This is a genomic window from Vibrio gangliei (assembly GCF_026001925.1).
Classification (GTDB): domain Bacteria; phylum Pseudomonadota; class Gammaproteobacteria; order Enterobacterales; family Vibrionaceae; genus Vibrio; species Vibrio gangliei.
In genome coordinates this window covers 527,537-552,381 of sequence record NZ_AP021870.1, presented here as the reverse complement: position 1 = coordinate 552,381, position 24,845 = coordinate 527,537, and the positions used below count along the sequence as shown (strand labels likewise).

Here is a 24,845-nt window from a genome sequence, read left to right as displayed (position 1 = left end):
ATTATTTAGGGTATAGAAGTGTTATTTGGATTTGGAAGTAGATGAACATTTCTCAATATTATTCTGTTGATGTGATTAATGGTCCAGGCACACGTTGTACCTTGTTTGTGTCCGGTTGTGTGCATCAATGTAAAGGGTGCTATAACCAAAGCACTTGGTCTCCGAGTTCGGGCGTACTGTTTACCCAAGAACATGAAGACGCCATTATTCGAGATTTGCAAGACAGCAGAATTTTTCGACGTGGTTTGAGCTTATCTGGTGGCGATCCGCTTCATCCGCAAAATATTGAAGCGGTATTGAAGTTGGTAAAACGAGTGCGGCATGAATGCCCAACCAAAGATATCTGGATGTGGACGGGCTACAGGTTGGCCGAGCTCAATGCTGAGCAGCAAGAACTGGTGAGTTATATTGATGTACTCGTTGATGGAAAATTTGAAAAAGATCTAGCGGACCCAAGCCTCGAATGGCGAGGTAGTCGTAATCAAGTTGTGCATTATTTAAACGCACGCTGACGTTTTATTTAAATACAGGCTAAGGCTTTGTCGGATAGAGCAAACAAAATCGACATGATCCGGAGATCATGTCGATTTTTTTATGGAGCTTATTTAAGGATAATGATAATTTGAGTTTTTATTCACTCACGTCATGTTTCCTTACCACTCTTGTTTTTAAGTCGTAGTATCAACATGAAGTGACATCTCACAGGGTTGTGTATTCATGCTTTCTCATCTTTCTCCGCCAGTACAAGATCCTATCTTGTCTTTATCCGTTGCTTACCGAAATGATCCTCGTCCAGAAAAAGTCGATTTAGGCATTGGGGTTTATAAGAATAGCCAAGGTCAAACACCGATCATGGCAGCAATTAAACAAGCGCAACAGCAGCAAGCACAAGAACAAAGCACCAAAGCCTACGTTGGTTTAGCCGGTTGTGAAGAATTTAATCAGTGCATGGTGGATTTGCTACTAGAAGATACCTCTGCTTATTCACGTGTATCGGCTATCCAAACGCCGGGCGCGAGCGGTGCTTTAAGAATGTTGGGAGATTTGCTCAAGATTGCTGAGCCGGAAACAACGGTTTGGATCAGTAATCCTAGCTATGTTAATCACCGTCCAGTGATGGAAGCGGCAGGATTGAAAGTGAAATACTATCATTATTTTAATCCCGAAACTCGCCAAGTGGATTCAGGCAAAATGTTGGCTGATCTTTCGCAAGCTGGCCCTAAAGATGTGGTACTTCTGCATGGTTGTTGTCATAACCCAACTGGTGCGGATATTAGCTTTGATGATTGGAAAGCCATCACAGACTTGTCTCAACAAAAGGGCTTTATTCCATTTGTTGATATTGCCTACCAAGGGTTTGGTGATGGCTTAGAGAAAGATGTACTGGGCCTGAAACACATGGCCAATAATGTGGAAGAAATGTTGATCACCACATCTTGCTCAAAGAATTTTGGTTTATACCGTGAACGTACCGGTGCTGCGATTGTGGTGGGTAAGAATCAGCAAGAAGCGAACAATGCCAAAGGTAAATTGCTAACACTTGCTCGTTCCACTTACACCATGCCGCCAGATCATGGTGCAGCATTGGTGAAAACTGTACTGCAAAGCGAGTCTTTGACTCAGCAATGGAAGGCTGAATTGGTTGACATGCAGCAACGTTTAGTGGGTTTACGTCAATCTTTATGTCAAGAATTGGTCAATAGCTATAATAATGACCAATTTGAATTCATAAAGTCGCACAAAGGCATGTTCACTGTGTTAGGATTTTCTAGCGAAAAAATGACGCAATTACGTGAAGAATATGGCATTTATGGCGTTGGTGATGGTCGTATCAATATTGCAGGCTTGCAAGAAACAGACATACAATATGTCGCCAATGCCATTGATACTCTGTCAAGAGCATAAGATATTCAAGCATTAAGTCGACAATTACGTTGAGTACACAGATTCGAATGAAAAGGTTAGTTAACATGAAAAAATGGGGCTTTTTTCTTCCTGCTTTGATGTCCGTTGCCATTGTTGGTTGTTCTACCACACCAGAACAAACAGACAATAGTGGTGCGAGTCAGGCAGAAACAACGTCTTCGGCTACAAAAACAGAGCAGCCTAAGACTGAGACCAAACCAGATTCTGGTTTATCTCCAATGGAAAAACACCCAAATGTGAAGCCAAAGCCAATGCCTACGGTGAAGCCTGTTGCTAAACCAACAGACAATAGTGTGACCTCTGGACGTAAAAGCGCTGATGGTAAATTGATTTTAGGCCAAAAAGAATGGGTTCACATTGAAAGTTTGGATGTTAACGTCGTCGCTCGTATCGATACTGGTGCGACAACCTCGTCGGTGAGTGCCATCGATGTTGTGGCATTTGAACGTGATGGTAAAAAGTGGGTTAAATTCAAACTCGCTCATGGTGACCGTGAATCGAGAGAGCTTGAACTTCCGGTTGTTTCAACCAAATTTATTCGTCAGTCTAATTCAGATGAAACCTATGAGCGTTACGTCGTCGAAGGTTGGATTAAAGTTGGCGACTTGAAAGTGAAAACACCGTTTACTTTAGCAGACCGTACCCACATGGATTATGGCTTACTGTTAGGGCGCAGCTTCTTCCGTGATGTCGCCATTGTGGACGTGAGCCGCGAATTTGTTCAACCTAAAGTGGCACTGGATGCAACTAAGTAACCTCAGCTGAGGTTAAGTAAAGTTTGACAAATCAATTCAAGAATTAGCCTCCAATTTTGGGGGCTTTTTTCTATCAGAGCTGCAAAGGAAAGGTCAATGTTCAACCAAATTAACCATGTTGCCATTATCTGTTCAGATTATGCTGTTTCTAAACGATTTTATTGTGAGGTGCTGCAACTGAAAGTAATTAAAGAAACCTACCGTGAGCAAAGGGATTCTTATAAGCTCGACTTAGAAATTTCTCCTACCAGCCAAATAGAGCTGTTTTCATTTCCTAGCCCGCCCAAACGTGTTGACCGCCCAGAAGCATGTGGATTAAGACACTTAGCCTTTACAGTTGCTGACATAGATAAAGCTGTGCATTATTTAGCGCAGTATGGGGTGGAATGTGAAGCCATTCGTGTTGATGACATTACAGGGAAGCGATTTACTTTCTTTAAAGATCCAGATGGATTGCCATTGGAATTGTATCAGTCTTAAATTATCCCGAGTTTAAGTTAACGCAACAAATGAGAGACAAACTTCATGTTGAAACCCATTCAAGCACTTATGGTGCAAGGCACAACATCCGATGCTGGGAAAAGTGTCTTAGTGGCCGGTTTATGCAAAGTGCTGAGTCGCCGCGGGGTCAACGTTGCCCCGTTTAAGTCACAAAATATGGCACTGAATAGCGCGGTAACGAAAGACGGTGGAGAAATTGGGCGAGCGCAAGCACTGCAAGCTTTTGCCTGTGGTATTGAGCCAAGCGTGCATATGAACCCCATTTTGCTCAAGCCTAATACGGATATGAAAGCTCAAGTCATTGTGCAGGGCAAAGCGTTACCGCAACAAGCCACTTTGGGAAATTCGACATATAAAGAATATACCATGCCGTATGTACTGGATTCCTTTGCTCAGTTACAAGCGCAGTATGATTGCATCATGATTGAAGGTGCAGGCAGCCCTGCAGAAATTAATCTGCGTGAAAACGATATTGCTAATATGGGGTTTGCAGAAGAGGCAAACGTACCGGTGATCATCGTTGCTGATATTGACCGAGGCGGTGTCTTTGCACATTTATATGGCACGCTGGCTTTGCTTTCTCAATCAGAGCAAGACCGCGTAATTGGCTTTGTGATCAATCGCTTCCGTGGTGATATTGAATTACTTAAACCTGGTTTAACATGGCTTGAAGCGAAAACAGGTAAGCCAGTTATTGGCGTGTTGCCTTACTTGCATGATTTGCAACTGGATGCTGAAGATGCCGTGGATGGCCAGCAAAATAGAAATGAACAGGTTAAATTTACGGTGTTCGTTCCTGTGCTACCACGCATGAGCAATCACACTGATTTCGATGCTTTACGTGCTCACCCAGAAATCGACTTTCAATATCGTTACCAAGGGCAAAGTCTTGCCGGTGCTGATTTGATTATTGTACCGGGTAGTAAATCCGTACGTGCGGATTTGGACTTTTTACGCCAGCAACATTGGGAGCAAGATATTCAACGTCATCTGCGTTATGGCGGTAAGGTGATGGGGATATGCGGTGGATATCAAATGCTCGGCTATTCGATTTCCGATCCAAATGGCATTGAAAGCGAAGCGGGCCATTCGCCAGGTTTGGGGCTACTGAATATTCAAACCGAAATCACCACGCAAAAGGCGCTCACACAAGTGATTGGGCGTATGTCGTTAATCCCAGATCAAAGCGTGGATATAAAAGGCTACGAAATACATGCTGGGGTATCGCTGGTGGAAGAACTTCAACCTATTCAATTGCAGACTCAAGTGGCACCACATAGAGAAGATAGTGCTCCTATTCATGCTGGTGAGCTTTTGGCTGAAGGGGCTTTGTCATCCGATGGTCAAGTATTTGGCACGTATTGCCATGGTATTTTTGATCAACCAGCGGCATTTGAGCATATTCTGCACTGGGCGGGTTTGGAGGAGATAGCTCCTACGCAAAGTCGTGAGCAGCAACAAAACCAGTCATTAGAACGTTTGGCCGATGTCATAGAAAGTGAACTGAATTTACAACTATTATGGCCACAACTTTATTCTTCTAAATCGTAGGTTATCAATGGAATTTGAAGCATTACTGACGCTAAACACGAATCAGAAGCTATTTGCTAACCCTAAACGCATCGCTTTACTTGAGCAGATTGGAGCGTCAGGTTCGATTTCGCAAGGAGCGAAACTAGCAGGGTTGAGCTATCGCGCGGCATGGAATGCGATTAATGATATGAATCAGGTGTCACCGTATCCTGTTATCGCCAGCGAAACTGGTGGCAAAGGTGGTGGTGGAGCCAAGTTAACCGAATTCGGTACCCGCTTGATTAAAGTTTACAGCCTGATGAACCAAATGCAGACCATGGTCATGCAAGCGCTGATGGATACCAATGTCACCACGGAAAGTTTGTTGGATGTCATGAGCCATTTCACCTTGAAAACCAGTGCTCGCAACCAACTGAAAGGCAAAGTCATTCGAATTGAATCGCAAGATGTAAAAGATAAAGTTGTCGTACAACTAGAAAGTGGCAGTGAGATCTCTGCTGTGATCACCCATGTCAGTACGTTGCAATTAAACTTAGCCATTGAGAAAGAGGTTTTACTGCTATTTAAAGCGCCATCGGTGATGATTTCGGAAACGGCTAAGCCAACAACGGACTACAACCAGCTTCAGGGGCAACTGGTGCATTTGACTCAAGGTGTAGAAAGCAGTGAAGTCTTTTTAGATATTGGCGCGGGTACATTGTTGTATGCTTCGGTGATTCACGATTCTCTACAAAACGTTAATTTACAATTAGATAAGTTTTATTTCGCTAGTTTCGATCCCAACCAAATTTTAGTGACCTGTATTTGATCATTGAATTTATGATGAGTTCGCGTATTATCACGTAAAACGTTATGCACTCATGTATATAGCGATGTATCTGGCTACTGCCTAAACGCTTATTAACCTTTGAGGATGTTATGAAAAAATTGCTACTTTCTACACTCGGCCTTGCTGCACTTTGTTCGACATTTACCGTTTTTGCAGAAGACATCAATGTATATGCGGCTTCATCAATGACGGATGTGATGAAAGAGCTAGGCGATAAATATAAAGCGGAAACAGGAGATAGCATCGTGCCTGTTTATGCTGGTTCTTCTACTTTGGCTCGTCAAATTGAGCAAGGCGCACCTGCCGATATTTTCATCTCAGCCAACCCTAATTGGATGACGTACCTTGTCAATAAAGGCATGACAACACAAGATCAAGTGAGCGATCTTGTTGGTAATAGCTTGGTATTAATTGGCTCGGATGAGCAAAAAGAGGCCGATATTGACCCTGGTACGTTCAAGCAATTGCCGACATTGCTAGGTGAGCACAGACTCGCGATTGGTGAACCGCAAAGCGTTCCAGCGGGTATGTATGCGAAAGAAAGCCTCACTAACCTTGGTTTGTGGGAGGTGTTATCAAGTAAAACCGCGCCAAGTAATAATGTGCGTTTAACTTTATCGTTAGTGGAGCGCGGTGAAGCACCATTTGGCATCGTATATAAAACCGATGCATTAATGAGCAAGAAAGTGTCGATTGTGCAAACGTTCCCTGAAAGTACGCACTCTCCAATTGTCTACCCAGCTGTCGCGTTAAATTCAAAGCCAACTAGCCAACAGTTTTTTGAATTTTTAAAAGGCAAAGAGGCAAGCGATACTTTCGTTAAATACGGTTTTACGCCGCTTATTGCTCAATAACGGTTATTTCATACATCAACCTGTAGCAAGGAAAAGCGTGTGATCTTATCCGATTACGAAATGAGTGCCTTATTACTCAGTTTAACAGTTTCCTCTACCGCAGTGCTTTGGCTCCTGCCGGTAGGGGTTTTCTTGTCTTGGCTTCTGGTCAAAAAAGAGTTTTGGGGTAAAAAAGTTTTAGACAGCATTATTCATTTACCCTTGGTGTTGCCACCGGTGGTGATTGGTTATTTATTGTTACTCACGATGGGTCGTAAAGGTGTTATTGGTGAGTGGCTTTTTAATCACTTTGGATTAGTGTTTAGCTTTAACTGGAAAGGTGCGGCTCTGGCTTCTGCGGTCGTGGCGCTGCCATTAATGGTGCGATCGATTCGACTCAGCTTGATGAATGTGGATCCAAAACTTGAACAAGCGGCACGAACGCTTGGTGCTTCACCATTGAAAGTGTTTATGACCATCACGTTGCCTTTAGTTTTGCCGGGCGTGATCACCGGAGCCATGTTGTCCTTTGCGCGTAGTCTTGGCGAATTTGGCGCTACGATAAGCTTTGTGGCGAACATTCCTAATCAAACTCAAACCTTACCTTTGGCTATGTATAACTTCATTCAAACTCCCGGTGCAGAAATGCAAGCAGGGCGTTTATGTGTTATTTCGATCGTTGTGGCTTTGCTGTCTTTACTGGCCTCTGAATGGCTGACTCAAAAGACTCAAAAACGCTTAGGTGTCAGCACAGAGAGTGGAGTGCGAAAATGATTGAATTGCATTTTAAGCAGCACTTTTCAGCCTTTGAATTGGATATCAATGCTACCTTGCCTGCGAGTGGGATCACCGCCATATTTGGTCGTTCAGGCGCAGGAAAAACCAGCATTATCAATGCCATCAGTGGGCTAAAAAATCCAGACAGTGGCAATATTTCTATCAATGAACAAGTTCTATTTAATTCAGAGCGTGGCGTGAATTTAGCGATAGAAAAGCGTGATATCGGCTATGTATTTCAAGAGTCGAGATTATTTCCCCACTATAAAGTAAAAGGCAATTTACTGTATGGCTATACTGGTGTAGGGTTACCGGGTAACTTTTATCAAGTCGTTGAATTGTTAGGATTAGATCATCTTCTCAATCGTTATCCTGCTGACTTGTCAGGGGGAGAAAAACAACGTTGTGCCATTGCTCGTGCTTTATTATCAGAGCCCAAAATATTACTGATGGATGAGCCTTTGGCTTCACTGGATTTACCAAGAAAACAAGAAGTGATGCCGTTCTTAGAAAAGCTGGCTAAAGAAATCCAGATCCCGATTTTATACGTTACACATAGCCTCGACGAAGTCCTTCATTTAGCCGATCACATGCTGTTAATGGAAGAAGGTCGGATTATTGAATCGGGTGACATTGAAACGGTCTGGAGTAGCGAAGCGTTTCAACCTTGGCACCGTCACAGTGAATTAAGCAGTCTATTCAAAGCTACCATTAAGCAGCATCACCCTAAATACGCCTTAACCTATGCAGAAATTGCGCCTGATATAGGGGTTTGGATGAGTAATATTGATGCGCAAACCAACGAACAAATTCGAATTCGTGTCCATGCTGTTGATGTTTCGATTACCTTGTCCAAGGCCAATGATACATCGATCAGAAATATTTTCCCTGTTACGATCAGCGATGTTGCGCCGATCAAAGACATTACTCAGCCTGTTGCGCTGCGCTTACGTATTGGGGAAAAAGACTCTGAGCTGTATTTATGGGCCAGTATCACGGCTTGGGCGTACGAAGATCTTAATCTTGAAATCGGCCAGCATGTTTTTGCTCAAATAAAAGGGGTTAAGATGACTAACCAAGATATGGGGCGTATGGGTTAACCTGAATTCTGATTAAATTAGAATTTATCGATTTATTAAAGGCTTAAGTTTTATTTCTTAAGTCTTTTTTATGTTTGTGAGATTACTAGGGCCTGTTGTTCTTTTGTGATTGTTTTTGCAGCGAATTGTTGGGCATTTGAACAAGGCAGAGGCTCCGTGGTGTAGCTAGTCTACACAAGGAGCTGATAACGCAGTACAAATGACCAACAAACGCTGCCCGAAGGGGTCGGCTAAAAGCGTTTTATGCTGCGTTAAGTCTCATTTACTTAGAATAACTAGGCTACAATCGACTTGCCTTGCCTTGCCTAAAACGCTTTTATCTCGAACAAAATTTAATCACAAAAGAACAACAGGCCCTACTAAACACATGGCATGTTTTTTGTATTCTATTTGTAAAGAAATCCAGCAAAAGGAGTGATTGCTATGTGGTTATCTATATTTTTCCCATCATTGAATGAAATCAGCGACAACAAAACGGCATTTTTTAGTGCAAGCCCATACGGAATGCCGATCATATTGCACCAAGTTGATGCAAGCAAGGCTGAGCAAGCGGGGCCACAAACTGAGCAGTTTTATGCTTAAACCTTGGTCAAAACCGCTTATCTTTACCGACTTTGACGGCACACTATTGGATCATGATGATTACAACTTTGATGCCGTCACCCCTTTGCTGCAGCAGCTTACGCAGCGGAACATCCCCGTGATTCCCAATACCAGCAAAACTTTCGCTGAACTGAAAGATTTGATGGCGAAATTATCCCTGCTATCGCCATTCATTGTTGAAAATGGTGCTGCGGTCTATTTGCCCAAATCCATTTTTTTACAGCAGCCTGAGCATACTGAAAGCGTACAGGAATATTGGTGTCGAACCTTTGCTTTGCCCAGATCTCATTGGCAATCAGCGCTTATGAAGGCTAAACAAGAGTTTGCTGATTTGTTCGTTCCAATGAGTGAAATGACGGATGCGTATTTGGCGGATATGACAGGGCTAACCTTAAATGAGGCGAAATTGGCCAATCAGCGTGAATTTGGTGAACCTATTCAATGGCTTGGAAGTGAATCAAAGCAAGCTGACTTTATCGACTACATGGTTAAGCAAGGGGCAACGGTTGTGAAAGGCGGTCGTTTTATTCATATCGGCAGTGACGCAAACAAAGGTCATGCTATGCAATGGGTTGTGAATATGTCTCAACAGACTTTTCTTTCAAATCATGATGAATGTAAGAATTGGTATAGCATCGCATTAGGTGACAGCGATAACGATATCAGCATGCTGGAAAAAGCCGATGTTGCGGTGCGTATTCGCTCTAAACATCATCCTTTCCCAGCTCTCGACCGCGATAACGATATAGTGGACAGTCAACAATATGGCCCAAGTGGTTGGGTGGAATGTATAGAACACATCTTAGAAGGGCACTTAGCGCAATAGCGATGATCAGTAAAAACCGAACAATAAAATAAAAACGCATGACATGCAGGAGGCATCATGGCTGACTTTTATCAAAATGGCATCGTAACAACATTACATAATTTATCGGAAAGACCAATTGAAGAGCTTGAAGCCGACTTAGTTTCTTTTTCCAATAAACGTTCTATGGGGTTAATTTTACCATCGTTATTTTCTGAACTGGAAGGTGAGGCACTTCCCAATATTGTTCAAGAGCTTAAAAGTGTCCCTTATCTTTCTCAAATTGTGATTGGCTTAGATAGAGCCGATCAAGCTCAATATCAACACGCCATTTCCTTTTTTAAAGAACTGCCACAGCACCATAGAATTTTATGGAATGACGGCCCACGTTTACAGGCTTTAGATAAAGAACTGGCAGAGCTCGGACTTGCACCGAAAGAACTTGGGAAAGGGCGCAACGTCTGGTACTGCATGGGATATGTTTTAGCAACAGGAAAAGCGGAGTCTGTAGCGCTACATGACTGTGACATTGTCACTTATGAGCGTGATTTACTCGCACGTTTGATTTACCCCGTCGCCAACCCACGTTTTAATTATGAATTTTGCAAAGGTTATTATGCACGGGTGGCAAACGGCAAGATGAATGGTCGAGTTGCGCGTTTACTGGTGACGCCACTACTTAAAGCCTTGAAACGAGTTACTGGGCCAAGTGTGTATTTAGACTATATGGACAGTTTTAAATATTCGCTGGCCGGAGAGTTTTCATTCCGTCGTGATGTCCTCAGCGATATTCGTATCCCAAGCGATTGGGGTTTAGAAATTGGCGTACTATCCGAAATGCACCGTAACTATGCCAGCAATCGCTTATGTCAGGTGGATATTGCAAAGACGTATGATCATAAACATCAGGATTTATCTCTCGATTCAACCGATGGCGGTTTATCTAAAATGTCGATTGATATTACTAAGTCCTTGTTTAGAAAACTGGCTACACAAGGTGAAACCTTCAATACCGAGCGTTTTCGTTCATTGAAAGCCACTTACTACCGCATTGCCCTCGATTTTGTCGAAGCCTATCACAATGATGCCTTAATGAATGGTTTGACACTGGATGTGCACATGGAAGAAAAAGCGGTGGAAATGTTTGCTCAGAATATCATGAAAGCAGGTCAAAGTTTCTTAGATAACCCGATGGAAACGCCATTCATTCCAAGTTGGAACCGTGTGGTGAGTGCGATGCCTGATGTTATGGAGCGCTTGAAAGAAGCCGTAGAATTAGACTACCAAGAATTTGGAGGGTAATAGATGACGACATCAAATTTACTCAGCGAGAAGGTTTGTCATCACCTTGATGTCATCTACAAAGGCATTGATCTTGAGGTGAAACATGAATGGCTCGCGAACGAACTGCTTGGGATCATGCGTTTATCGCCCAATCTAGATACCTCGATTCCCATGGCGGTTTCTCAAGAGTTATGGAGCGAAAAAGACACCATTTTGATCACTTATGGCGATAGCTTGCATCAAGATGGAGAAACGCCACTGCAAACGTTAAAATCTTTTCTCCATCAATATTGCATGCCACACATCAATGGTGTGCATATTTTGCCATTTTTTCCCTATAGTTCGGACGATGGTTTTTCGGTCATCGATTATTCTAGCGTCAATGAAGGGCTAGGTGATTGGGATGATATTGAATCCATTGCCAACCAGTTTAATTTGATGTCAGATTTGGTCATCAACCATTGTTCAGCGCGAAGTGCATGGTTCCAAAATTTCATTAAATCTGACGGTATTGGTTATGATTATTTTTATACAACTCAGCCTGATGTTGATACGTCAATGGTGACCAGACCAAGAACTTCACCATTGCTAAAAGAAGTCGAGACCGCAGAAGGGACGAAATACGTATGGTGTACTTTCAGCCATGATCAGGTCGATTTTGATTTCCGTAATCCCGAAGTATTAAAAGCCTTTGTTACGATCATTCGACAATATTTGGATCATGGTATAAGAACCTTTCGACTCGATGCCGTGGCATTTCTATGGAAAGAGTTAGGAACAAACTGTATTAATTTGCCACAAACCCATGAAGTGATTCGCTTGTTACGGAGTTTGATTGAACAAGCGTGCCCGCAGGCCATCATTATCACTGAAACCAACATCCCAAATCATGAGAACCTCACGTACTTTGGTAACGCCAATGAGGCACACGCGATTTATAATTTTTCTTTACCGCCGTTATTAGTCAACACTTTGATTACCGGTAATGGAGAGCATCTAAAGCGTTGGATGATGGGGATGCCACCCGCACAGCAAGGAACGACTTACTTTAACTTTATTGCTTCTCATGATGGTATTGGTTTACGTCCGGCAGAAGGTCTATTGAATGAAAAAGAAATCAATACTTTAGTCAATACCATGCAATCATTTGGTGGGCTAGTGTCTTGGCGTGCAACAGAAAACGGCGACCGTAAACCTTATGAGATTAATATTGCGCTATTTGATGCTTTGCAGGGAACGGAAAAAGGGCCAGATAAATATGGTATTGACCGCTTTATTTGCGCCCATGCGATCATGTTTGCGATGGAAGGGATCCCTGGCTTATATATTCATAGTTTATTGGGAACGAGTAACGATTATGACAAAGTCGAAAATACCAATCAAAACCGTTCTATCAACCGCCATCGTTGGGATTATCCGCAGCTTGAAAATTTACTCGGGCAAGATCATAGCCAGCATCACCAAGTGCTACAACGCATGACTGAACTGATTGAAATTCGTACTGAACAACCCGCATTTCACCCTAATGCGGTGCAGTTTACCTTGCATTTGAGTGGTGAGTTATTTGGTTTTTGGCGGCAGAGTATTGATAGACGCCAGAGTATATTTTGTGTGAGTAATATCAGCCTTGAGCCACAGACTTTAAATGTCGGTGATATGAACCTGATTCAAACCGACAAATGGAAAGATCTTTTGAGTGGGCAAGAAATTACCGAGTCATTGGCATCGATTGAACTCAAACCATATCAAACCGTTTGGATTAGTAATCGGTAAAACCCATTCATGCAATGAATAAAGCCGCAGTCATTAGTTGTACAGCGGGTTTTGTATTGATCACATTAGTTGACTTATAGACCGTGATTAATTTTGGATAATGCCTCGTTCACTTCAAAGAACTTGGCATGAACTTGTTCAACGCCAAATTGTTTCAATCTTGCCGAATGCATCTCTAAATACGCTTTTGCTGACGCTTGATCTTCAAATAGGTAAATGCCACCCGCTTCTTTTTGCTCTTGGCTTTCTGTCCAAATCTTGCTGATAAACCCCGGCTCTTGATTAATCGATTCTGCCAATCCTTGTAGTGCTTCGGCCATTTCTTTGCCAAATGGGCCTTCAAACGCAAAATGTACTTGCAGTAGTGTGGTCATCGCCTTAACCCTTAATATGTATATATTTCTAGCATTAATATCAGGGTTTTGAAAGGAAATCCATCTTTATAAGTGCTTACTAGCGGCTCCGTTACGTGTTTTTTCTAACCATTGATTTGGTGTCATTCCAAAGGCTTTTTTAAAAGCAATCGTAAAATTGCCGGGGTGGTGATATTGAGCATCATAAGCAGCTTGAGTCACCGTACAATCGGTAAATTGAAGTTGTTTCTTTGCAAATTCTAGACGCTTTTGGCGCACATAGTTTAATACTGTCATCCCCAGTTGTTGCTTAAATTTCGTTTGAAGACTACTGACGCTTAACGCGCAATGTTTGGCAATCTGATCTAATGAAAGCTCGTCATTGAGGTGGCGATTGATGTATTGCAATATCGCCTTCATTTCATCTTGAAAACGATGGGCTGCAAGACATTGATAATTGCCGTCAGTCGGTTTACTCAGTTGAGGGAGTAATATTTCAAACAACTGATGAATCAAGGTTTGTGCTTGCAAGTCGAATAGTTGAGCTCCTAAAAAATCCTCCGGCGGCGGGGTTGAAATTAATTGCTGAGCGGCATTGAGGATATCGTGGTTTAAGGAAAAAGACTGGTGCGCTAAATGTTGGTTTAAAAAATGGCTTAATCGGGAATCGTCATCACTATGCTCTTGTGGTTTATAAGCCCGTTGCTTAAACCATTTAGGGTCAATAATGATATTTAACTTTTCGATGTGATTGTGTTCACTTATCTGACGATGAAAAGTTGATTCTTGTTTTAAATTCACAGCTAAGCCAATGCCTGTTGGGTTGAACTTTGGTTGAGCTGAAAGCGTAAATGCTTGATCATCATAGCCAAACTCTAATTTCCCGTCTAAAAGTAAAGTGAAAATTACCCCCGCCGGCGCGTTTGATATGGTATTCATTTTAATACATTCATCAGTTTTTCCACCATGTAGAACAAAGCCTGTAGGTGAGCGATAGGATAAGAACTTTCCGGTCACTAAAGGGCGCGAATGGCGTTCGCAGATAACGGCATCTTGGCCGTGTTTGGTGACTAATTGAGTAAAAACCACATGGCTTGGCTGCACTAATTGTGGGCAAGGGCGAGTTCTATGCACAGCCATGGTATGAATCCTTCATAATATGTCTTCCTCATAAATCAAATACGATTTCGCATAAGTGTATTTTATTTAATTTATCAGCAGTCACTATATCATCCTTGCGAATGATTATCATTTGATTATTTTCTCTATGAAGGAATTTTAAACATGGAAACCAAATTCAAACTCAAGGCAACAACATTGAGTTTAGGCATCACCTCCCTTGGATTCAGCATCATTTACGGCGCTCAGGCCGCAGAGATGAAAGAAGTTGATTCACAGTCTCAAACCCATTTTGAAGAAGTCACGGTGTGGGGTGCAAAAGTCTCGAGTAGTAGTCAGCAGTTAGCCTCGGATGATCTTTCGCTAAAACAAGCGGATCACCTTTCTGATTTATTGCGTGATATACCAGGAGTCGATGTTGGCGGGACGCACTCAGTGAACCAACGTATCAACATCCGTGGTTTAAATGAGTCCGATTTGGATATTCGTTTGGATGGTGCATCGCAGCACGCCAATATGTTCCACCATATCGGTAATCTCACCATTAACCCTGACATCATTAAATCGGCTGATATCCAAGTTGGTGCTAACTCGGTCACTTCTGGTGGTTTAGGCGGCTCGGTGTATTTTGAAACCAAAGATGCCAAAGACTTACTACGTCCAGGAGAGCAATATGGAGCTAGGATCTTTGGCGGATATGGAAGTAATGCTTATTCACAAGGGTCTTTAACCGTTTATGGATTGCTGAGTGATCACCTTGATGGGATGGTCTATGTCTATGGTATTGATCGCGACAACTTTGAAGATGGTAATGGTGTCGAGACCATCGGTTCAGACGGCACTATTGGTAATATGTTGGCCAAAATTGGTTGGGATATTAACGATAGCAACCGATTAGAGTTGAGTTACGATTACTACCGAGATAAAGGCGATTATAGCCCGCGTCCAGATATGTCCGGCTCGGCCAACCAAGGATTATCAGAGCAAACCTTATTGCCTACCAAATATACGCGTAATACCTATACATTAGGCTATCAAACCAATAATGGTCATGGTTTCAAGCTAGATTCCACCTTGTATTACAACCAAACGGAAATTAATCGTGATGAATCCAATATTGCCGTGAATTGGCCTTCAGACCGTTTAACGGATAATACTGCAACCAACACCAATACCGGTGCCAATATGAAAGCACAATCGGACTTTGTATTGTTGGGTATGCAAAACCAATTGACTTATGGCGGCGAATACAATCAACAAAAAAGTGAAAGTGAATATGGCAGCAGCTATAGCATGAGCGAAAAGATGACCACTTCGGCGGTCTATATCGAAGAAAAGTTGTATTTAGTGCCAAGCTTTTCAGTAACAGCAGGGGTACGTTATGACTATAGCCAACGAGATGCGCTCACCGGCGATGATTCATTCGATAAACTAGGCTGGGGATTAGGCGCGGAATGGGCAGTGACAGAACACTGGACCTTATTTGCCTCTTCTCGAAGCTTATATGAAGCGCCTGAATTACTTGAAACCTTTGTAAAATACCAAGATGTCACGACCTTAGATGACAATGTTAAGCCGCAAACAGGAATTAACACGCAAGGTGGCTTTAAGTTCCATTATCAAGCTGGTAAACATTTTGTTGGATCTAACTTTACGGTCTTTAAAACTCAATTAGATGATTACTTGGTGCAAGAATATCAAGCATCGACGGGAGGCTACTTAATTACCAATGATGGTGATGCTGAAATCACAGGTTTTGAAGCGAGTGTCAATTATGGTTATGACATGTTCAATTCAAAATTATCCTATTCGAAGTCTGATAATAAAAATAAAACCAATGATACCCCAATCCTATTTAATGGACGTAGTTCTGATATGGGCGACAGCATTGCGCTTAATTTAGACTACCTAGCAGTGGATATTGATACTTTGTTTGGATGGACTTCACAATGGGTACTGGATGAAGACAACGTGTTAGACGGTGAACCAATTAAAGATGGTTACGATGTTCATAATATCTATGCGCAATGGGTTCCTAACTATATTGATGGGTTAACCATTACGGTGGGGATCGATAATCTCTTCAATGAAGAATATGCCTCTCATGCGTCTCGGACTGGATACGCACGAGGCATTGATTTAACCGACTATGAACCTGGGCGTAATTATAAAATTTCAGCGGCTTATCAATTTTAAAGCACGGTTATTGTGAACATTCGTTATCGCGAACATAAAAGATGGCGAACAATAACTAACGTCAAAAGGTAATAAATTGAAAGCCAAGAGGTAACGAGAGATTTCGTTACCTCTTTATTTATCATAATAACAGAGAAAAGAACTATGAAGCTGGTGGCAACGGTTGAGACAACCAAAGCGGAAAAATATCAAACGGTAATGGCAAGACACTTTCAACGTAAGGTGGAAGTGAGTTGGAGTGAAAATGAAGCGTGTGTATATTTTCCAACTGGAATGGGGTATTTAGCGGTGACAACTCATCATCTGCAACTTCGTTGTGAAGGGGAGACTGCTGAAAAACTTGCAAAGGTACAAGCAGTATTAGAGAGTCATTTTTATCAATTTACTCATCGTGAAAATTTAACTTTAGAATGGCAGCAGTTACCATGATGCCTTTCATCAAATTCAGCGGTAACTATGTTCATTTAATGAGTGAACAGGTATCTTAGCGCCTAGAAATTGATTTTTAGATAAAAGAGGTTTGTTGGAATGAGTAAAGCTAAAATCGGTATTGTGACTGTCAGCGATCGTGCGAGCCAAGGGGTGTATGAGGATCTTTCCGGGCAAGCGATCATCGATACTTTAAATGAGTATCTGATTTCTGAATGGGAACCGGTTTACCAAATTATTCCAGATGAACAAGATCAAATCGAAGCTATGCTGAAAAAAATGGTGGACGAAGACGGCTGTAGCCTGGTTGTTACTACGGGAGGTACGGGCCCTGCTAAACGTGATGTCACACCTGAAGCCACAGAAGCGGTATGTGATCGCATGATGCCGGGTTTTGGCGAGTTAATGCGTGCTGAGTCGCTGAAGTTTGTTCCAACCGCTATTTTATCGCGTCAAACCGCAGGACTACGTGGTAGTAGCTTAATTGTTAACTTACCGGGTAAACCAAAATCAATTCGTGAATGTTTAGATGCTGTTTTTCCCGCGATTCCTTACTGCATTGATTTGATGGAAGGGCCATTCCTGGAATGTGATGAAAGTGTGATTAAACCATTTCGTCCTAAGGCAAAATAAAAACAGTACAGTTTGTTGCTCCTTAAAGAGTAATACACTTAGTAAAACCAATAACATTAACGCCAGTAGTGCATCATGCCGTGCTGGTGTTTTTTATTTTTAGCGTTAAGGTATTGGAACACGAACACTAAGAGAGTCAATCATGGGGTTAGAAGCATTAGCTTTTATTGTCGATGGGTTAGTGACAGCTTGCTGTATGTATATCGCATCTCGTCTGTCTTTTTTAACCATAGATTTTACCTCGTTACTCGTGATTACTTTGCTGGTGGCGTTGGTTTCTTTAATACCGACAATCGGTTGGATACTTGGCCTGATTGTCTGGTTTTATTTACTTAAGACGGTTGCGAATGCCGATTTTAAAGATTGCCTTTGGGTGATCGTCACGACAAAGGCGATTTCGGTTGGTGTATTAGCGTTAATGGCAGCAATGATTCATTAAGAATTTAAGTCGTTGCAGATAAATTATGAGTAAATGATATGAAACAAAATAAATACGATGATCCTGATTTTTTCGATGCTTATGCCCAGATGCCTCGCTCAACAGATGGGTTGGCATCGGCCGGTGAGTGGGAAGTGTTTCGTTCACACCTACCTGAATTAAAAGAGAAAACGATCTTAGATTTAGGGTGTGGTTATGGTTGGCATTGCCAATTTGCTGCCGAACAAGGTGCGACGCAAGTGATCGGTATCGATCTATCAGAGAAAATGCTAGCCAAAGCAAAAGCACTGACTACAGCAAACAATGTCGAATATCAACAGTGTGCCATTGAGGATTTTACAGCAGAACCCGGATCGCTAGACGTCATTTTTAGCTCTCTTGCTTTGCATTATGTGGAAGACTTAGCCTCGGTATTTCGTAAGTCAGCTGAGTTATTAAAAACAGGTGGCGTATTGTGTTATTCGGTAGAACATCCGATTTTCACCTCCAACGCTTCACAAGATTGGCATTATCAAGACGGTCAAATTCAGCATTGGCCACTGGATAATTATTTTCATGAAGGGTTACGCAAAACCTCATTTTTAGGCAGTGAAGTCGTCAAATATCACCGTACGATGGAAAGCCATATCACTTTATTGTTAGATTCAGGCTTTGACATTCAAGCGGTTGTAGAGCCTAAACCATCAGATAAATTAGTAGAAGAAATGGGGTGGCATGATGAGTTACGTCGCCCGATGATGTTAATCATCGAAGCGATGAAAAAATAGCGACGCGATAAAAATACTGAGGTGATAAACAATACTGAGTCGATAGTCGTCTCGCTGTCAATACAAAGTGATTTTATGGAAGGAATGCAAGGATGAAAGTATACGGAGATACATTGTCGGGTAATTGCTACAAGGTGAAATTAGTGCTGTCGCTGTTAGGGATTGAACATGAATGGCAGCATGTGGATATTTTAAAAGGTGAGGCGAAAACCCCAACGTTTTTGGCGATAAATCCCAATGGCAAAGTGCCAACGGTGCTGCTTGATGATGGTCGGGTTCTCTCTGAATCGAATGCCATTATTGGCTATTTCGCCGATGGTACGGATTTGATCCCCCAAGATCGTTTCTTAAAAGCGAAAGCCTATCAATGGCTTTTCTTTGAACAATATAGTCATGAGCCTTTTATCGCCGTGGCTCGGTTTATTCAAAAATATCAAGGCATGCCTGCAGAACGACTGGACGAATATCATTCGCTTCAACCTGGTGGTCATAAAGCGCTAACCATCATGGAGCAAGCATTACGAGAGTCTGATTATTTGGTGGGAGAGACGCTGACCATCGCTGATATTGCCTTGTATGGATACACTCATGTTGCACATGAAGGTGGGTTCGATTTGTCTCAATACCCTGCGATTCAAGCTTGGTGTCAACGTATTTGCGAGCATGATGGTTATGTTGAAATGATCTAAGCATCAAAAAAAGATAAGAAATGAAAACGATTGGGTTGCTCGGTGGCATGAGTTGGGAGTCTACACTTAATTATTATAAAGCCATCAATCAAGGCATTAAGCAGGCTTTAGGTGGTTTGCATTCATCCAAGCTGTGTCTATACAGTGTCGATTTTGATGAAATTGAAAAGCTGCAGAATCTTGGGCAATGGGATCAAACCGTAAAAATACTGAGTCAAGCAGCCCAATCGGTGGAAGCGGGTGGTGCGGACTTCTTATTGATTTGTACTAACACTATGCACAAAGTAGCCGATGAGATTCAGTCCGGTATTTCTATTCCAATTGTGCACATCGCCGATGCGACCGCGAAGCAATTACAGGCCGATGGTATAAAACGTGTTGGGTTACTGGGTACCCAATTCACCATGGAACAACCGTTTTATAAGCAACGTCTCATTGATAATTTTGGCGTAGATGTCATTGTGCCGAATGCTGAAGATCAATCGATCGTCCATCAAGTGATTTACTCTGAGCTTTGTTTAGGCAAAATTGAAGAAAAGTCACGTAATCAATATTTGCGCATCATCGATAAACTGCATCAAGAAGGGGCAGAGGCAGTCATACTTGGCTGTACAGAGATTGCATTATTGGTTGAGCAGCGACATACAACAATATCCTTGTATGACACTACGGAAATTCACGCAGCGGAAGCGGTTCGCATGGTACTATCCGAGTAATGTTGTCTTTACGGATAGGGTTAACAGATCCTAAGGCCTGTTGATCTTTCGTGATGATTTTTGCAGCGAATTGTTGGGTATTTGAACAAGGCAGAGGGTCAGTGGTGTAGCTAGTCTACACGAGGAGCCGATAACGCAGTGCAAATGACCAACAAACGCTGCCCGAAGGGTTCGGCTAAAAGCATTTTATGCTTCGTTAAGTCTCATTTACTTAGAATAACTAGGCTACAATCGACTTGCCTTACCTAAAATGCTTTTATCTCGAACAAAATTTAACCACGAAAGGTCAACAGGCCCTAGTATTTAAGCCTCATATTTCAGTTCATCGAGCAATAATTGAAAGGCCATACGGTGTTGTCGTCGGTTCGGGTAATACAAATACAGCCCCGGACTTGGCGGACACCAATCCTTCAAAACGGCCACTAACTCACCACTGTTCAGTTGATCTTGCAGTAGATCTTCAGGTAAATAAGCGAAGCCAAACCCAGCTAGAGCTGCTTGTAAAATCTGAGTCGACGAATTAAAAGCAAACTGTCCATTTACTTTCAGTCGAAGTTGTTCGGTTTCATTTTCTAATTCCCACGCGTAAATGGTTCCACTGGCATTTAGCCTCATATTGATGCACTGGTGTTCTAGGAGATCTTGAGGTTTTTGTGGTGTGATTTTCCGAGTAAATACTCTTTAGAACAAACCACAAGAAATCGGATATCTGGTGAAATACGTACGGCAATCATGTCTTTTGCGATTTGATCGCCCGTTCTGACACCAGCATCAAATCGTTCATTGACCACATCCGTTAAGCGATTTTCTATATTGATTTCGATTTCAATTTGAGGGTACTTCTTGGCAAATTCTTTGAGTTTTGGCCACAAAACAGTTTGAGTAGCATGGTCTGTGTACGCGTGAAGAATTATTCATCACGTCAAAGTTATGGATTCAGGACATGGCCAATACCGAAATGGCGTCTGCGGCGATTGATGCCTCATTGGAGAAGATGGGCTTAGAGTATTTGGATCTTTATCTGCTTCATCAGGCAATGGGCGACTATTTCAGCGCTTGGCGTGCATTGGAAGCTGCTTACGAAAAGGGTAAATTGAAAGCAATTGGTGTATCAACTTCTATGCGCATGTATTAACCAACTTCTGTGAAACAGTGAAGATCAAACCTATGGTGAATCAGGTTGAGTTACATCCTTATTTTGCACAGCCAGACGCCTTGGAAACCATGAAGTATTATAATGTACAACCCGAAGCGTGGGCCCCTTTAGGCGGTGGTCGTTACAACCCGTTTGAAAATGAAATGCTGCAAAACATTGCGGCTGCTCATGGTAAGACGATTGCGCAAGTGATTTTACGCTGGAACGTTCAACGTGGCGTAACGGTCATTCCAAAATCGATTCATAAACATCGTATTGAAGAAAACTTCGCGATTTGGGATTTCAATTTGAACGATGAAGAAATGGCGCAAATTGGTTCATTGGATCTGGGTTATGTTGGTGAAGCGGTGAAACACTTTAACCCTGAGTTTGTGCGCGGTTGTTTAGGCATGAAGATCCACGATTAATTCAATCATTTAAACTAATTGGAATAAAAATGCCGCGTTCTGGTGGTTATCAAAACGCGGCATTGCTGTATCTAATTTAATCCACGGATTACTTTTCAGCAAAAATTTCCATGAAGTCACGTTTTAAGATAGGGTCACGGCGTGCTTTTTTCAGCTGCTTGATCATATCTTTAATGCAGTTCTGTAGCACTTTATCTAATAGGCTTGCACGGTATTCCTGTTGGGCTTCTTCATCCATGCCGGCTGGCATTTGAAGGGTTTCAAACTCTTGCATGAAATCAATAGCTGCGAAAGTTTGACCGACAGAAATCAACGCATGGAACTGTTCAAAGTTATCCAGAATATTTTGCGCACTGGCCGGTAATTCATCCCATACATCACGTACGGCTTCTTCCGACACGTCGTGAATGGAAGTGACCATTGGAATGGCTTGCTCAGGCACTTGTTCAAATTCGATCAAGTGACGCAGTTCTGGTGAATATGTGCTTAAATCAACCGCTTCCATTGATTCTTCTTCTACTGCATTTGTTTCTAGTTGTTCTGACATATAAGGAAACCTCAATTAATTCGGGCACACTATTTTGTAATATTGTTTTGGTCAATGTACAAATTATGCAAAAGCATTACATATTGGTGTAATACAGCCTGCATTATGGATAAGCTTTTTATGAAGAGCAACTGATCTCAAGCTCATGTGCCCAAGAAGGCGGCAAATTGGCATAATGATCCAACTCTGGCTGCTCATCATAGGGGGTTTGTAGTAAAGAAAATAATCTTTCTACTTCTGTGTAATCGCCATTCTCTGCCTTATCTATGGCAATTTGAGCAAGATGATTACGCAAAATGTACTTAGGATTGCAGCGACGCATTGCCTGGCAGCGTTGTTCATCCGATTCTGTTTCTAAAGTGAGTCGCTGTAGGTATTTGTCTAGCCATTCCTGCGCCGCTTCCCGGTCGAGAATTAAATCAATAACTGGTTGTATTCCTTGCTTATCGAGCATGGAAAGTTGTCTGAAAAAGCGGGTGTAATCGACTTTATTTTTGGCCAATAAGCTGAACATTTCACCAAATAATACCGAATCATTTTCATGATGGCTGATTAACCCGGTTTTTTGACGCATTAAGCGGCTAAATTCTTGGTTTAACTCAGGCTCATACAAACTTAAAGCCGCATCAAGATCGGCTCTTTCTATATAAGGGGATAAGGCGTGGGCGAGAGCGGTTAAATTCCACAATCCAATATTAGGCTGGTTTGCAAATGAGTAGCGGCCTTGGTAATCAGAGTGGTTACAGATAAAACTCGGGTTGTAATTATCGAGGAAGCCAAAGGGTCCAAAGTCGAAGGTTTGACCCAATATCGACATATTATCGGTATTGAGTACACCATGAGCGAAGCCAAATGCATTCCACTTAGCAAATAGCTGCGCAGTACGAATGACAACCTGTTCTAACATCGCCACGTAAGGCTTTTCTTGATTTTGGCAATCAGGATAGTGATTGAGCAAAGTGTAATCGAGTAGCTCTTGGAGTTGTTCATGTTGGCCGGTATAAAAGCAATGTTCAAAATGACCAAAGCGAATGTGGCTCTCTGCCAAGCGAATACAAATAGCACCGGTTTCTGTTTTTTCACGATATACCGGCGTGGTGCTGTTAATTAAACCTAAAGCGCGAGTGGTGGGAATACCTAAATGGAATAGCGCTTCAGAGCATAAATATTCGCGAATACTGGAACGCAGCACCGCACGGCCATCGCCTTGTCGAGAAAAAGGGGTAAGCCCTGCGCCTTTAATATGAATGTCATAGCGCAACCCTTGTTTGGAGTGAATTTCAGCTAACAGTAATCCTCGGCCATCCCCAAGGTCAGGGTTGTAATACCCAAATTGATGACCGGCATACTTCATGGCTATTGGGCGAAATACATCAGGTTGCGACTGACCTGAGAAGGCGGTTAATAAGTCAGTTTCAGGATCACTTGGTAGAGATAACGCTTGTGCTAATTCACTATTCCAATGTACCCAATGTGGCTGGTCTAAAGACGTGGGGGATACCGCTTGATAAAACCCAGCGGATAAACCATGAAAATGATAACTAAACTGTGCGCTCGACCATGATGACATAATGAAAGCCTCTTTCTTTTAATGTTATAAATTAGCATACTTACAGGCACGCAAATACCGACCAATATTAAGGCTACTGGTTGGGGACAAATTATAAAGCGAATAGAGGGAAATAAATGGCATCTCCGATAACGACAAATCTTGCCGTTACTGTGCTTCTCTTATCATCCATTCCGGCGGCTATGGCTGCTAAAAAAGCGCCATCTCGAGCGCAAGAAAGTTTTTCAACCGCGATTGTATTAACTGACAGCGATGCGATTACTTTTGGTATCCAAGATTTTAATCCTAACTCATTTCACTTATTCGAAGATGGTGATATGGGGGATGATGCCTCATTAGATTTACGCAATAGGGTATCTGTGACTACATTGCCTTACTCTTGGGTGGTGGATAGCCCCAGTCCCTATTTTCAGCATGAATTTGCCGTTCGTGGTGGGTATGTTTACTTTGAAAATGAAATCAGCCTTGATGACCGCCCTGACTTGCCGCCTGACAATGATGAGAATGAAGTTTTTGATGCCTTTTTCCAATATCGGCTGATTTGGAATATTACGGATACCTGGAACATTAAATATGGTCTTGGGAACCATTTGATGTATTTCAAAAATGATCACAGCTATAACAGTGCTGAAAGCCAAACGCTTCAACCGCAACTCGATGGTTACGTATATAATGTTTCAAGTCGAGCTTACGTCGCAGAACCCAATATTGAACTCAACTATGAGTTGTACCGTAAGTGGGGCTATTGGAAATACACCTCTTCATTTAACTATTTTTACGGAAAAGTATGGGACCAAAATAGAGAGTATGAATTTGGTAATCCCAAAGGTTGGTATATGGTTAACGGATTAAAAGCTAACTACAATCTTGTAAATTGGTCTGGCTATATTCCATCAGCCTATACCAGTTTTAAACGTATTGATTTAAGTGGGGATCCAGTTAACTCGCTTGGTACTGATAATTATTATGAACTCTCTATCGGCTTGCTGCTAACGCCGCCTATTTTGAGAGACTATGTCGATAACGTCGGTATCGGAATTAATATGAACTATGGCAGCGCATTAAAAGGTGGAAGTTTGGTTTTATTCTTTAATGAGTAACGGGT

General features: G+C 42.2%; 29 protein-coding genes. 23 read left to right on the top strand and 6 right to left on the bottom strand.

Going from position 1 to position 24,845, the window contains the following annotated elements:
• Positions 1-41 precede the first annotated feature (41 nt).
• The 13 genes from nrdG (at position 42) to Vgang_RS14530 (ending at position 12,719) form a co-directional block, all read left to right on the top strand.
• A complete protein-coding gene (nrdG, locus tag Vgang_RS14590; RefSeq protein ID WP_105901568.1) occupies positions 42-512 on the top strand; it encodes an anaerobic ribonucleoside-triphosphate reductase-activating protein in 471 nt (156 codons plus the stop codon).
• A 205-nt stretch (positions 513-717) separates the two neighbouring features.
• Positions 718-1,905: an amino acid aminotransferase gene (locus Vgang_RS14585; RefSeq protein WP_105901567.1), complete on the top strand. Its 1,188-nt coding sequence runs from the start codon at positions 718-720 to the stop codon at positions 1,903-1,905.
• A gap of 65 nt (positions 1,906-1,970) precedes the next feature.
• The gene (locus Vgang_RS14580) at positions 1,971-2,681 is read left to right on the top strand and encodes an ATP-dependent zinc protease family protein (RefSeq protein WP_105901566.1); all 711 of its coding nucleotides are present in this window, start codon (positions 1,971-1,973) and stop codon (positions 2,679-2,681) included.
• 96 nt (positions 2,682-2,777) lie between these two features.
• Positions 2,778-3,161: an SMU1112c/YaeR family gloxylase I-like metalloprotein gene (gene gloA2, locus Vgang_RS14575; RefSeq protein WP_105901565.1), complete on the top strand. Its 384-nt coding sequence runs from the start codon at positions 2,778-2,780 to the stop codon at positions 3,159-3,161.
• Between the two features lie 45 nt (positions 3,162-3,206).
• Positions 3,207-4,733 carry a cobyric acid synthase gene (locus Vgang_RS14570; protein ID WP_170066819.1) on the top strand — a complete coding sequence of 509 codons (1,527 nt, stop codon included), beginning with the start codon at positions 3,207-3,209 and terminating at the stop codon, positions 4,731-4,733.
• A 7-nt stretch (positions 4,734-4,740) separates the two neighbouring features.
• On the top strand, positions 4,741-5,523 hold the full coding sequence (locus Vgang_RS14565) for a TOBE domain-containing protein (protein ID WP_105901564.1): 783 nt from the start codon (positions 4,741-4,743) through the stop codon (positions 5,521-5,523).
• A gap of 110 nt (positions 5,524-5,633) precedes the next feature.
• Positions 5,634-6,398, top strand: coding sequence for a molybdate ABC transporter substrate-binding protein (modA, locus tag Vgang_RS14560; protein WP_105901563.1), 765 nt, complete (start codon positions 5,634-5,636; stop codon positions 6,396-6,398).
• A 60-nt stretch (positions 6,399-6,458) separates the two neighbouring features.
• Positions 6,459-7,151, top strand: a complete 693-nt coding sequence (gene modB, locus Vgang_RS14555) for a molybdate ABC transporter permease subunit (RefSeq protein ID WP_245879897.1) — start codon at positions 6,459-6,461, stop codon at positions 7,149-7,151.
• Positions 7,148-8,254, top strand: coding sequence for a molybdenum ABC transporter ATP-binding protein ModC (gene modC, locus Vgang_RS14550; protein ID WP_245879877.1), 1,107 nt, complete (start codon positions 7,148-7,150; stop codon positions 8,252-8,254). The genes modB and modC overlap by 4 nt, the downstream gene beginning before the upstream one ends.
• Before the next feature lie 423 nt (positions 8,255-8,677).
• Positions 8,678-8,836 carry a hypothetical protein gene (locus tag Vgang_RS14545; protein ID WP_157946006.1) on the top strand — a complete coding sequence of 53 codons (159 nt, stop codon included), beginning with the start codon at positions 8,678-8,680 and terminating at the stop codon, positions 8,834-8,836.
• Complete coding sequence (locus Vgang_RS14540; RefSeq protein ID WP_157946005.1) at positions 8,829-9,683, top strand: HAD-IIB family hydrolase; 855 nt, start codon at positions 8,829-8,831, stop codon at positions 9,681-9,683. The genes Vgang_RS14545 and Vgang_RS14540 overlap by 8 nt, the downstream gene beginning before the upstream one ends.
• 57 nt (positions 9,684-9,740) lie before the next feature.
• Positions 9,741-10,964: a glycosyltransferase family protein gene (locus Vgang_RS14535; RefSeq protein WP_105901560.1), complete on the top strand. Its 1,224-nt coding sequence runs from the start codon at positions 9,741-9,743 to the stop codon at positions 10,962-10,964.
• Positions 10,965-10,967: 3 nt separating this feature from the next.
• Complete coding sequence (locus Vgang_RS14530; RefSeq protein ID WP_105901559.1) at positions 10,968-12,719, top strand: sugar phosphorylase; 1,752 nt, start codon at positions 10,968-10,970, stop codon at positions 12,717-12,719.
• A gap of 74 nt (positions 12,720-12,793) precedes the next feature.
• Here Vgang_RS14530 and Vgang_RS14525 read toward each other — a convergent pair whose 3' ends face one another.
• Entirely contained in the window at positions 12,794-13,093 is a 300-nt protein-coding gene (locus tag Vgang_RS14525; RefSeq protein ID WP_105901558.1) for a monooxygenase, read from the bottom strand.
• Between the two features lie 66 nt (positions 13,094-13,159).
• A complete protein-coding gene (locus Vgang_RS14520; protein ID WP_105901557.1) occupies positions 13,160-14,212 on the bottom strand; it encodes a helix-turn-helix transcriptional regulator in 1,053 nt (350 codons plus the stop codon).
• A 237-nt stretch (positions 14,213-14,449) separates the two neighbouring features.
• Between Vgang_RS14520 and Vgang_RS14515 the strand changes: the two genes are divergently transcribed.
• The 7 genes from Vgang_RS14515 to Vgang_RS14485 all read left to right on the top strand — a co-directional run bounded on the left by Vgang_RS14515 (position 14,450) and on the right by Vgang_RS14485 (position 20,060).
• Positions 14,450-16,387, top strand: coding sequence for a TonB-dependent siderophore receptor (locus tag Vgang_RS14515; RefSeq protein ID WP_105901805.1), 1,938 nt, complete (start codon positions 14,450-14,452; stop codon positions 16,385-16,387).
• Between the two features lie 144 nt (positions 16,388-16,531).
• On the top strand, positions 16,532-16,816 hold the full coding sequence (locus tag Vgang_RS14510) for a DUF2218 domain-containing protein (RefSeq protein ID WP_105901556.1): 285 nt from the start codon (positions 16,532-16,534) through the stop codon (positions 16,814-16,816).
• 99 nt (positions 16,817-16,915) lie between these two features.
• Positions 16,916-17,449, top strand: a complete 534-nt coding sequence (mog, locus tag Vgang_RS14505) for a molybdopterin adenylyltransferase (protein WP_105901555.1) — start codon at positions 16,916-16,918, stop codon at positions 17,447-17,449.
• Between the two features lie 142 nt (positions 17,450-17,591).
• On the top strand, positions 17,592-17,888 hold the full coding sequence (locus Vgang_RS14500) for a hypothetical protein (protein WP_105901554.1): 297 nt from the start codon (positions 17,592-17,594) through the stop codon (positions 17,886-17,888).
• 38 nt (positions 17,889-17,926) lie between these two features.
• Positions 17,927-18,655 carry a class I SAM-dependent methyltransferase gene (locus Vgang_RS14495; protein ID WP_105901553.1) on the top strand — a complete coding sequence of 243 codons (729 nt, stop codon included), beginning with the start codon at positions 17,927-17,929 and terminating at the stop codon, positions 18,653-18,655.
• Positions 18,656-18,747: 92 nt separating this feature from the next.
• Entirely contained in the window at positions 18,748-19,344 is a 597-nt protein-coding gene (locus tag Vgang_RS14490; protein WP_105901552.1) for a glutathione S-transferase family protein, read from the top strand.
• 20 nt (positions 19,345-19,364) lie between these two features.
• A complete protein-coding gene (locus Vgang_RS14485) occupies positions 19,365-20,060 on the top strand; it encodes an aspartate/glutamate racemase family protein (RefSeq protein ID WP_105901551.1) in 696 nt (231 codons plus the stop codon).
• Positions 20,061-20,363: 303 nt separating this feature from the next.
• Here the strand turns inward: Vgang_RS14485 and Vgang_RS14480 are convergent, their stop codons facing one another.
• Both Vgang_RS14480 and Vgang_RS14475 read right to left on the bottom strand, forming a co-directional pair.
• Complete coding sequence (locus tag Vgang_RS14480; protein WP_105901550.1) at positions 20,364-20,675, bottom strand: LysR substrate-binding domain-containing protein; 312 nt, start codon at positions 20,673-20,675, stop codon at positions 20,364-20,366.
• A gap of 17 nt (positions 20,676-20,692) precedes the next feature.
• Positions 20,693-20,932 (bottom strand): LysR substrate-binding domain-containing protein, encoded by a 240-nt coding sequence (locus tag Vgang_RS14475; protein ID WP_157946004.1) that lies wholly within the window; start codon positions 20,930-20,932, stop codon positions 20,693-20,695.
• 71 nt (positions 20,933-21,003) lie between these two features.
• Between Vgang_RS14475 and Vgang_RS14470 the strand changes: the two genes are divergently transcribed.
• Both Vgang_RS14470 and Vgang_RS14465 read left to right on the top strand, forming a co-directional pair.
• Positions 21,004-21,195: an aldo/keto reductase gene (locus Vgang_RS14470; protein ID WP_264923566.1), complete on the top strand. Its 192-nt coding sequence runs from the start codon at positions 21,004-21,006 to the stop codon at positions 21,193-21,195.
• A 32-nt stretch (positions 21,196-21,227) separates the two neighbouring features.
• Positions 21,228-21,623, top strand: a complete 396-nt coding sequence (locus tag Vgang_RS14465; protein WP_264923565.1) for an aldo/keto reductase — start codon at positions 21,228-21,230, stop codon at positions 21,621-21,623.
• Between the two features lie 88 nt (positions 21,624-21,711).
• Here Vgang_RS14465 and Vgang_RS14460 read toward each other — a convergent pair whose 3' ends face one another.
• A complete protein-coding gene (locus Vgang_RS14460; RefSeq protein WP_105901548.1) occupies positions 21,712-22,170 on the bottom strand; it encodes a DUF3069 domain-containing protein in 459 nt (152 codons plus the stop codon).
• A gap of 118 nt (positions 22,171-22,288) precedes the next feature.
• Entirely contained in the window at positions 22,289-23,740 is a 1,452-nt protein-coding gene (locus tag Vgang_RS14455) for a protein adenylyltransferase SelO (RefSeq protein WP_105901547.1), read from the bottom strand.
• Positions 23,741-23,856: 116 nt separating this feature from the next.
• On the opposite strand from Vgang_RS14455, the gene Vgang_RS14450 reads away from it, so the two are divergent.
• Positions 23,857-24,840, top strand: coding sequence for a Solitary outer membrane autotransporter beta-barrel domain (locus tag Vgang_RS14450; RefSeq protein WP_105901546.1), 984 nt, complete (start codon positions 23,857-23,859; stop codon positions 24,838-24,840).
• Positions 24,841-24,845: the final 5 nt, after the last annotated feature.